This window comes from Dietzia maris, assembly GCF_014144855.1.
Taxonomy (GTDB): domain Bacteria; phylum Actinomycetota; class Actinomycetes; order Mycobacteriales; family Mycobacteriaceae; genus Dietzia; species Dietzia kunjamensis.
Genome location: NZ_JAALDN010000459.1, coordinates 1 through 7,653, shown reverse-complemented (window position 1 = coordinate 7,653; position 7,653 = coordinate 1). Strand labels below are relative to the sequence as shown.

Below are 7,653 nucleotides of genomic sequence, written 5' to 3'. Positions count from 1 at the left end.
AGCAGACGCTGGAGAGCATGAGTTCGGCGGAGTCGTTCGCCGAGTTCAACGGGCACATGTGCGCGGAGAACCGCGTCCCGCAGGAGCTCGTCGACACCATCACCGCGTCGAGCAAGGCGACGGGCTCGGACCTCGACTCGATGTTCCGCGAATCGATCGCGGGTTCGTTCCCCCAGGATCTCGAGGTGCTCGGGGTCGAGATCAGTGACAACGGCGCCGAGGCGACCGCGACCGTGGAGTCGGCGTCCGACGGGACGGGCCCGGAGCAGATTCACATGCGCGACGAGGATGGCGCCTGGAAGATGTGCCAGCCCGGAGTCGGAATGGGCGCGGTCCCGCAGGACCAGCAGCCGGGCTGACCCGACCCGTCGAGGGCGACCCGACCCGCCAACGGTCAGGCGGGCCGGGTCTGCCGCTGGCAGTCAGGCTGGCCGGGAACCGTCTCGGCCGGTGCGGTAGTCCCGCTCGATGCCGGGCGGATTGGTGAGGTGGCCGTCGTCGGCGATGAGACGGTCGACGTGTTGTCGCCATCGGTGGTCGAGAATCCGGTCGCGCGCCTGGGCCAGCGGCCCGTGTGGTGTGGTGCGGTGTTCGTGACCGGTCTCGGTGATGATGGTCAGCTCACCGAGCGGTCCGGGTCGGTAGGCGCAGTGCCCGAAGGTCTTCTCCCGATGGTGCTTGCGACACAGGCACACGAGGTTCCACTCGGCGGTGGGTCCGCCCAGTTCAGGTCGCTGATGATCGAAGGCGATGACATGGTCGATCTCACAGTCGTGGGCGTCGACCGTGCACCCCGGGTGGCGGCACGTGCCGTCGCGGAGCCGGATTCGCTCGGCCAGCGCCGGGGTGATGAAGTACTTGAGCACCGCGTCCGGTCTGTCCTGGACACCCGGCTGCGGGTCGAGCAGTTCGAACCGGACCTTGGAGTCCCCGCCGGACAGGAGCTCCTCGCACAGCCAGTCGAAGCTCGAATAGGCGCCGTTCACGAACTGCACGCGGTTGGGCAGACCCTGGGCGACGCTGTCGATGATCGAGATCCGGATGGGCTGTTCGGTGCCCCACGACGCTCCCAGCGGGGGCCTGTCGGCGCCTGCGCCGGCGCGGGTGCCGGCAGTGGCATCGCCCGCGCCCGCCGACTCTTCCGCGTCGTACAGGCTCGTGCCGATGTCGTTGGTCGTGGGGTTCCCGAGTGCGCACAGGGCGTCGGCGCGCAGTTGGTCGCGCGTGCGGGGGTGGCCCGACTCCGAGGCAGCGCGGGCGGCGGAGTCGATCCGGCGGCGGAGCTTCTCGGCGTCCCCGCTGGGCAGCGAGGCCCACATGCTGGTCATGCCGTCGCGTGCCGGGCGGAACCGCACTGTTCGCTGCTCGACCGCGGCGTCCACGGCGTCGCCGGCGGCCTGTGGGTCATGACGCTCCCGGGACCCGTCGACCGCGGAGTCCAGGTCGGGGCGACTGGGGCGGTGGCCCCCGTCGAGGTCTCGGGTCAGGGCGCCGACGACGTCCGATTCCACCGCGCCGATGATCGTGTCGGACACTTCTGCCAGACGGCAGGCGGCGTCGATGGCCAGCTGCTCGGGGAACAGTCCGCGTTCTACAGCCTTGCGCAGACGCGGCAGGCGAGTGTGGATCTGCACACCGGCAGTGACCAGGCGGGCAGCGTGCCACCCGGTCAGCGACATGGCCGCGGCCAGGTGGTTGCGCGCACGCTCAGTGGGTTCGAGCCGGGAGTAGGCGGGACGGGAGTCCCCGAACGGCGGCGTATCGGCTGGCCCCGGGGAGCCCCTGTCGACACTCCCCATCGCCTGGACCAACAGGTGGGCCGCCTGCAGCCGGGTCGCCGCCGCCAGGTTCTGCGCCAGCGTCGCCGAGCGCGCCACCTCGCTCAGGGCCTCGGCGCCCAGGGTGTCGAGGGGCTCCGGCACCGCGCGGAGCGCCCCGGCGAAAGCCGACCTCGTCGTCGTCCCCGTTTCCTCGCTCACCACCGCACCCCCTTCAGCGTCGCGCCCGACTCGAACATACAGGCGATCTTACCGGTACCCTCCGCGTAGCACAAGGGTTCGATTCCGCGGCGAGTGGTCCACACACGACAGCGGCGCCCCTCCGGGTGGAGGAGCGCCGCTGATGGGGCGGTGTCAGGCCGCGATGAGATCCGACCTTCAGGCAGGCTGACCAGCCCGGCTGATCAGGCCGTGCTCGGTCAGGCCCGTTCGATCAAGCAGCGTTCAATCAAGCAGCGGCACCCTTGGACTTGCCGGCCGACTTCAGGTCGTTGCACGCCTCGACGACGCGCTCGGACATGGCCTGCTCGGCCTTCTTCAGGTAGGAACGCGGGTCGTAGACCTTCTTGTTGCCGACCTCGCCGTCGACCTTGAGGACGCCGTCGTAGTTGCCGAACATGTGCGCGGCGATCGGCCGGGTGAACGCGTACTGGGTGTCGGTGTCGACGTTCATCTTGATGACGCCGTAGGACAGCGCCTCCTCGATCTCGCTCTTAGCCGAACCCGAGCCGCCGTGGAAGACGAAGTCGAACGGCAGGTCACCGGCGTTGAGGCCCAGCTTCTCGACCGCGACGTCCTGGCCCATCTTCAGCACCTCGGGCTTGAGCTTGACGTTGCCCGGCTTGTACACGCCGTGGACGTTGCCGAAGGTCGCGGCCAGCAGGTAGCGCTGCCCGGTGTTGCCGGCGCCGAGGGCGTCGATGGTGGCCTCGAAGTCCTCACGGGAGGTGTAGAGCTTCTCGTTGATCTCGTTCTCGACACCGTCCTCCTCGCCGCCGACGACGCCGATCTCGATCTCGAGGATCTGCTTGGCGTTGGCCGTCTTCTCGAGCAGCTCCTTGGCGATCTCGAGGTTGCGGTCGAGCGGGGTGGCCGAGCCGTCCCACATGTGCGACTGGAAGAGCGGGTTCTCGCCGCGGTCGACGCGCTCCTGGGAGATCTCGATGAGCGGCCGCACGAAGCCGTCGAGCTTGTCCTCGGGGCAGTGGTCGGTGTGCAGCGCGACGAGGATGTCGTACTTCGCCGCCACCACGTGCGCGAACTCGGCGAGCGCGACCGCGCCGGTGACCATGTCCTTGACGTTCAGGCCGGAGCCGAACTCGGAACCGCCGGTGGAGAACTGGATGATGCCATCGGACCCGGCATCGGCGAAGCCCTTGATGGCCGCGTTGATGGTCTCCGAGGACGTGCAGTTGATCGCCGGGTAGGCGAAGCCCTCGTTACGGGCCCGGTCGAGCATGTCCTTGTACTGTTCGGGAGTTGCGATGGGCATGTGGTCTCCTCCAGGGTTCTCGGCTGTGCGACGCGCGCATCTCGGGGCGCCGCACCCCTGTGGAGGTGGGCGCACACCCTCCAGCCTAGGCGAGCGTGACGACGCGCACCCGCGAGCCGTGCGGTACCGGTCAGCCGGGGAGCAGTTCGGCGAGCGCAGCGTCGGCCCGGGCGAGGTCGTCGCGGTCAAAAATGGAGGTGGACGCCATGATCTCGTCGGCCCCGGTCCGCTCGACGAGCACGGCGAGTTCGCGTGCGACCTTCTCCGCGTCCCCCTGGACGGCCCCCGCCATCCAGTCCTCGACCCGTCGCAGCTGCTGCGGACGGAACCTGCGGTCCAGGATCTCCGTCGGCGACCGCAGCGGGCCGAACACCCCGGTCTCCCGGGATTCCGCCATCGCCCACGCCTCCGGGAGGAGTAGCTGTCGCGCGGTCCCGACCGAGTCGGCGACCATCACCTCCAGGCTCACCACCACATAGGGCTCCGGCGTGGCCTCGCTCGGCCGGAACATCTCGCGGTAGCGATCCAGGGGCGACGGGTCGGCGAGCAGCCTCGGTCCCCCGACCACGACGGGCAGTCCGGCCCGTGCAGCGACCTCCAGGCCCCGACCGGTCGCGAGCACGAACAACGGGGGCGGGGCCTCGACGACCGGCAGCGCGGTGACGGGCCCCCGACCGTGGAGGAAGTCCTGCACCGCGGTGATATCGCGGGCGAACGCGTCGGTGTCGTACTCGGCGACGCCGAGCGCCGCACGGACCGGTGCGGTGAACCCGAGCGAACGTCCCACCCCGAGGTCGATACGGCCCGGGTGCATCGCCTCGAGCATGGCGAACTGCTCGGCGACGATCAGCGGTCGATGGTTGGGCAGCATCACGCCCCCGGATCCGAGGCGGATACGGTCGGTGCGCGCGGCGGTGGCCGCGATCAACAGCGGCGGGCTCCCGCTCGCGATCCCGGGCACCGCGTGGTGCTCGGCCGTCCAGTAGCGGTGGAAGCCCAGGGCGTCGGCCCGCTCCGCGCGGGCCAGGGTGCCCTCGATCGCGGCGGCGTGAGACTCGCCGACGCGGGTCCGGGACCTGTCCAGGAGACTGAGGCGGAGGGTGTCCGGCAGGTCGGTGGGGGCCACGACCACACCGTAGCGCCCGGAGTGACGTCGATCGCGGACACGGCCGGGCCCGGGGTCCGCGGGAGTATGATCCTCCGGTGAACACGCACCTCGTGGCCGAACAGGCACAGCAGGTCCTCGCCCTGGGCCCGGGCTTCATGGATCCCGAATTCTGGCTGTCCGGCGACGGGCCGTTCGGCAACGCCATACTCCCGGCACTCCTCGCGGTGGTATTCATCGAGTCCGGGCTATTGTTCCCGTTCCTCCCCGGCGACTCACTGTTGTTCACGGCCGGCCTGCTCACGCAGCAGGACAGCCCGTTCGCGCCACTGTGGGTGGTGTTGGTGACCGCGCCGATCGCGGCGTTCCTCGGGGACCAGGTGGGGTACTTCATCGGCAACCGCTGGGGACATCACCTGCGGGAGCGGCCGGACGGGCGGTTCTTCAAGCAGGCCTACATCCACGAGGCCCACGAGTTCTTCGACAAGTGGGGCCCGGCGACGATCATCCTCTGCCGCTTCGTCCCGATCGTCCGGACGTACGCGCCGCTGGTCGCCGGCATGGCGGGGATGCGCTACCGGGTCTTCGTCTCGTTCAACGTGATCGGGGCCCTGCTGTGGGCTGCGGGCGTGACCGCGCTGGGCGCGTGGCTCGGCCAGTTCACCTTCATCAAGGAGCACATCGACCTGATCCTCATCGGCATCGTGCTGGTCTCGGTGCTGCCGATGGCGATCACCGCGGGCCCCAAGGTCGTCGACCGGATCCGCAACGGGCCCGCGGCACCGGCCACGTAGCGCGCCCTCCTGCCGCCGACGCCTAGTCCGGTCCGCGCTCCCCCGGCCCGCGCCAGCGCAGCGCGACGACCGCGGCACCGATCACCACGAGCACCCCGATCCCCTGCAGACCCGGGGAGTCGTCGGCCTCACCGAGGACGACCGCCGTCGCCCCCAGCGCGATTATGGCCAGCACTGCGGCCAGGACCAGAAGGAAGTGCACCCGGCGCTTCATTCCTCGACCCATTCGAGCAGGTCGCCGGGCTGGCATTCGAGCACCCGGCACATCGCCTCGAGCGTGCTGAACCGCACGGCCTTGGCCCGACCGTTCTTCAGCACCGAGACATTGGCGGGCGTCAATCCCACCCGCTCCGCGAACTCTCCGACGCTCATCTTGCGCTTGGCGAGTTCGACGTCGATCCGCACGATGATCGGCATCAGACCACCGTGTCCATCTCGGAGCGCAGGGAGGTCGCCTGCCGGAGGAGCGCGCGCATGACGACCATGAGCAGCGCGGCGACCGTGATGATGACGACGACGAGGAAGAGCAGTAGCGGCAGGCCGGGATCAGTCGCGTTGATGCCGACCAGCACGAGCACCACCACGAGCATCGCCCAGGCGGCGACGATCGCCCCCAGGATCACATCGACCCAGACCAGGGACCCGTCCGTGAAGATGCGGTCGGCCCTGACCATCGAGAGCAGCTTCCAGGTGGCCACCACCACGACCTGGATGCACACCACCCAGTAGATCGATACGGCCGTCAGCAGCCACCGCAGGTGCGCGTCGCCCGGTGACGTCTCGGCCATGTGCGCGAACTGCCCGGGCAGGGACATGGTCTGCAGCAGGACCAGTATCGCGAACAGCACCACCAGGCACACCCGCAACGGCAGGACCGCTCGTTTCTCGATATTCATACACCGACTATGGACCTATACCTATCGAAAACCAATAGGTGCGGGAAACGGCGGGCGGGCGTCGCGGTGGGCGGGCGAGATGGCGATCAGGCCGGGGCGGCGTGTTCGCGGATCCAGGCGTGCATGGCGATCCCGGCGGCCACGCCGGCGTTGATCGAGCGGGTCGAGCCGAACTGTGCGATCGAGACGGTCTTCGCGGCCCGCAGGCGCGCGTCCTCGCTCACCCCGGGCCCCTCCTGTCCGAAGAGCAGGACGCAGTCGCGCGGCAGGCTCGCGGTCTCGAGAGGCTCGGCACCGGGGAGGTTGTCGACGGCGACGACCGGCAGCCCCTCGGAGCGGGCCCACTCCATGAGGGCGCCGACGTCGGCGTGGTGGCGCAGGTGCTGGTAGCGGTCGGTGACCATGGCCCCGCGTCGGTTCCAGCGGCGGCGGCCCACGATGTGCACCTCGGCGGCCAGGAAGGCGTTGGCGGTGCGCACGACGGTGCCGATGTTGGCGTCGTGGCCGAAGTTCTCGATGGCCACGTGGAAGGGGTGCCGACGGGTGTCGAGGTCGGCGACGATCGCCTCGCGGCGCCAGTAGCGGTAGCGGTCGACAACGTTGCGACGGTCGCCTGCGTCCAGGAGGTCGGAATCCCACCGGTCGCCGGCCGGGCGCGGCTCCCCGGGATGCTCGGTCTCCCACGGGCCGACGCCGACCGCGCCCTCGCCCCACTCGGTCGGGCCCGCCGCCGTCACGAGGTCAGGCGCTGATTGGACAGCTTGACGAGTCGGCTGGGGGCGACCTGCGAGGCCAGGTACATGGCGGTGGCCTGCTTCCCGACCGGCCGGTGGACCTCGCGGCCCAGCGCCCGGCGGATCCTGCCGAACACCCCGGAGGGCTCACGCGCCGTCTGCTCGGCCAGGTCGAGGATCTCGCCGGCGACGTCGCCCTCCGTGAGGCGCACGCCCATCGTGCGCATCCCGGTGGTGTTCACGCCCTCGAGCATTCCGGTGCCCACGTACAGCGGCCACACCGAGCACACCCGGATGCCGTGGCGGGCCCACTCCAGGTCCAGTGCCTCGGTGATCCCGCGGACCGCGAACTTGGTCGCCGAGTACGTCGCCATCTCGGCCTGGCCGTAGATCGCCGACGCCGAGCAGAGGTTCACCACGGTCGGGGTGGCGGACTTCTCCAGGAACGGGAACGCGGCGCGACAGCCGTAGAGCACCCCCTTGACGTTGACGTCCACCAGCGCGGCGTCCTGCTCGAAACTCGCGTCCATGAACGGAGTGCCGTAGAGCAGGCCGGCGTTGTTGACCAGCACGTCCAGCGCGCCACCGCTACGGGCGGCGAGCTCGGTGAGAGCGGCCTCCCACGCGGCGGGATCAGTGACGTCGAGCGAACCGGTGACGATCCGCTCGTCTCCCTCGGCCCACGCACAGGGCTGGAGGTCGTACGCGCCCACGAGGTAGCCGGCGTCGGCGAACCGGCGCGCGGTGGCCTCGCCGATCCCGCGGCCAGCGCCGGTGACCAGGACCGTACGGACCGTGCCGGTGGACGGCGTGCCGGGACCCTGTGCGCCCGCGGCGGTCACGACGCGCTCCCA

At 70.1% G+C, this 7,653-nt stretch carries 10 protein-coding genes; 2 read left to right on the top strand and 8 right to left on the bottom strand.

The genetic code is table 11. From position 1 onward, the window contains the following. A partial coding sequence (locus G6024_RS14255) for a hypothetical protein (RefSeq protein WP_159148997.1) occupies positions 1–359 on the top strand: 359 nt, incomplete at its 5' end. A gap of 63 nt (positions 360–422) precedes the next feature. Here the strand turns inward: G6024_RS14255 and G6024_RS14250 are convergent. From G6024_RS14250 to G6024_RS14240, 3 genes are all read right to left on the bottom strand, one after another. Continuing rightward, positions 423–1,979, bottom strand: coding sequence for an HNH endonuclease signature motif containing protein (locus G6024_RS14250; RefSeq protein ID WP_235027925.1), 1,557 nt, complete (start codon positions 1,977–1,979; stop codon positions 423–425). A gap of 247 nt (positions 1,980–2,226) precedes the next feature. Then, positions 2,227–3,270, bottom strand: coding sequence for a class II fructose-bisphosphate aldolase (fbaA, locus tag G6024_RS14245; RefSeq protein WP_159148996.1), 1,044 nt, complete (start codon positions 3,268–3,270; stop codon positions 2,227–2,229). Between the two features lie 130 nt (positions 3,271–3,400). Beyond that, a complete protein-coding gene (locus G6024_RS14240; RefSeq protein WP_096907463.1) occupies positions 3,401–4,396 on the bottom strand; it encodes an MsnO8 family LLM class oxidoreductase in 996 nt (331 codons plus the stop codon). A 137-nt stretch (positions 4,397–4,533) separates the two neighbouring features. On the opposite strand from G6024_RS14240, the gene G6024_RS14235 reads away from it, so the two are divergent. Beyond that, the gene (locus G6024_RS14235; protein WP_194307475.1) at positions 4,534–5,169 is read left to right on the top strand and encodes a DedA family protein; all 636 of its coding nucleotides are present in this window, start codon (positions 4,534–4,536) and stop codon (positions 5,167–5,169) included. A 22-nt stretch (positions 5,170–5,191) separates the two neighbouring features. Here G6024_RS14235 and G6024_RS14230 read toward each other — a convergent pair whose 3' ends face one another. The 5 genes from G6024_RS14230 to G6024_RS14210 all read right to left on the bottom strand — a co-directional run bounded on the left by G6024_RS14230 (position 5,192) and on the right by G6024_RS14210 (position 7,641). After that, the gene (locus G6024_RS14230; RefSeq protein WP_067719563.1) at positions 5,192–5,371 is read right to left on the bottom strand and encodes a hypothetical protein; all 180 of its coding nucleotides are present in this window, start codon (positions 5,369–5,371) and stop codon (positions 5,192–5,194) included. Positions 5,372–5,379: 8 nt separating this feature from the next. Then, positions 5,380–5,586: a helix-turn-helix domain-containing protein gene (locus G6024_RS14225; RefSeq protein WP_067719412.1), complete on the bottom strand. Its 207-nt coding sequence runs from the start codon at positions 5,584–5,586 to the stop codon at positions 5,380–5,382. Beyond that, a complete protein-coding gene (locus G6024_RS14220; RefSeq protein WP_159148994.1) occupies positions 5,586–6,065 on the bottom strand; it encodes a DUF2975 domain-containing protein in 480 nt (159 codons plus the stop codon). Before G6024_RS14220 ends, G6024_RS14225 begins: the two co-directional genes overlap by 1 nt. 86 nt (positions 6,066–6,151) lie before the next feature. Continuing rightward, positions 6,152–6,802, bottom strand: coding sequence for a TrmH family RNA methyltransferase (locus tag G6024_RS14215; RefSeq protein ID WP_067719417.1), 651 nt, complete (start codon positions 6,800–6,802; stop codon positions 6,152–6,154). Continuing rightward, complete coding sequence (locus G6024_RS14210) at positions 6,799–7,641, bottom strand: SDR family oxidoreductase (RefSeq protein WP_067719420.1); 843 nt, start codon at positions 7,639–7,641, stop codon at positions 6,799–6,801. Before G6024_RS14210 ends, G6024_RS14215 begins: the two co-directional genes overlap by 4 nt. Between the last annotated feature and the right edge of the window lie 12 nt (positions 7,642–7,653).

Bases quoted from the DNA above. Each gene is read 5' to 3' on its own strand.
- G6024_RS14225 (WP_067719412.1), bottom strand. From the start codon at position 5,586: ATGCCGATCATCGTGCGGATCGACGTCGAACTCGCCAAGCGCAAGATG.
- G6024_RS14220 (WP_159148994.1), bottom strand. From the start codon at position 6,065: ATGAATATCGAGAAACGAGCGGTCCTGCCGTTGCGGGTGTGCCTGGTG.
- G6024_RS14235 (WP_194307475.1), top strand. From the start codon at position 4,534: ATGGATCCCGAATTCTGGCTGTCCGGCGACGGGCCGTTCGGCAACGCC.
- fbaA (WP_159148996.1), bottom strand. From the start codon at position 3,270: ATGCCCATCGCAACTCCCGAACAGTACAAGGACATGCTCGACCGGGCC.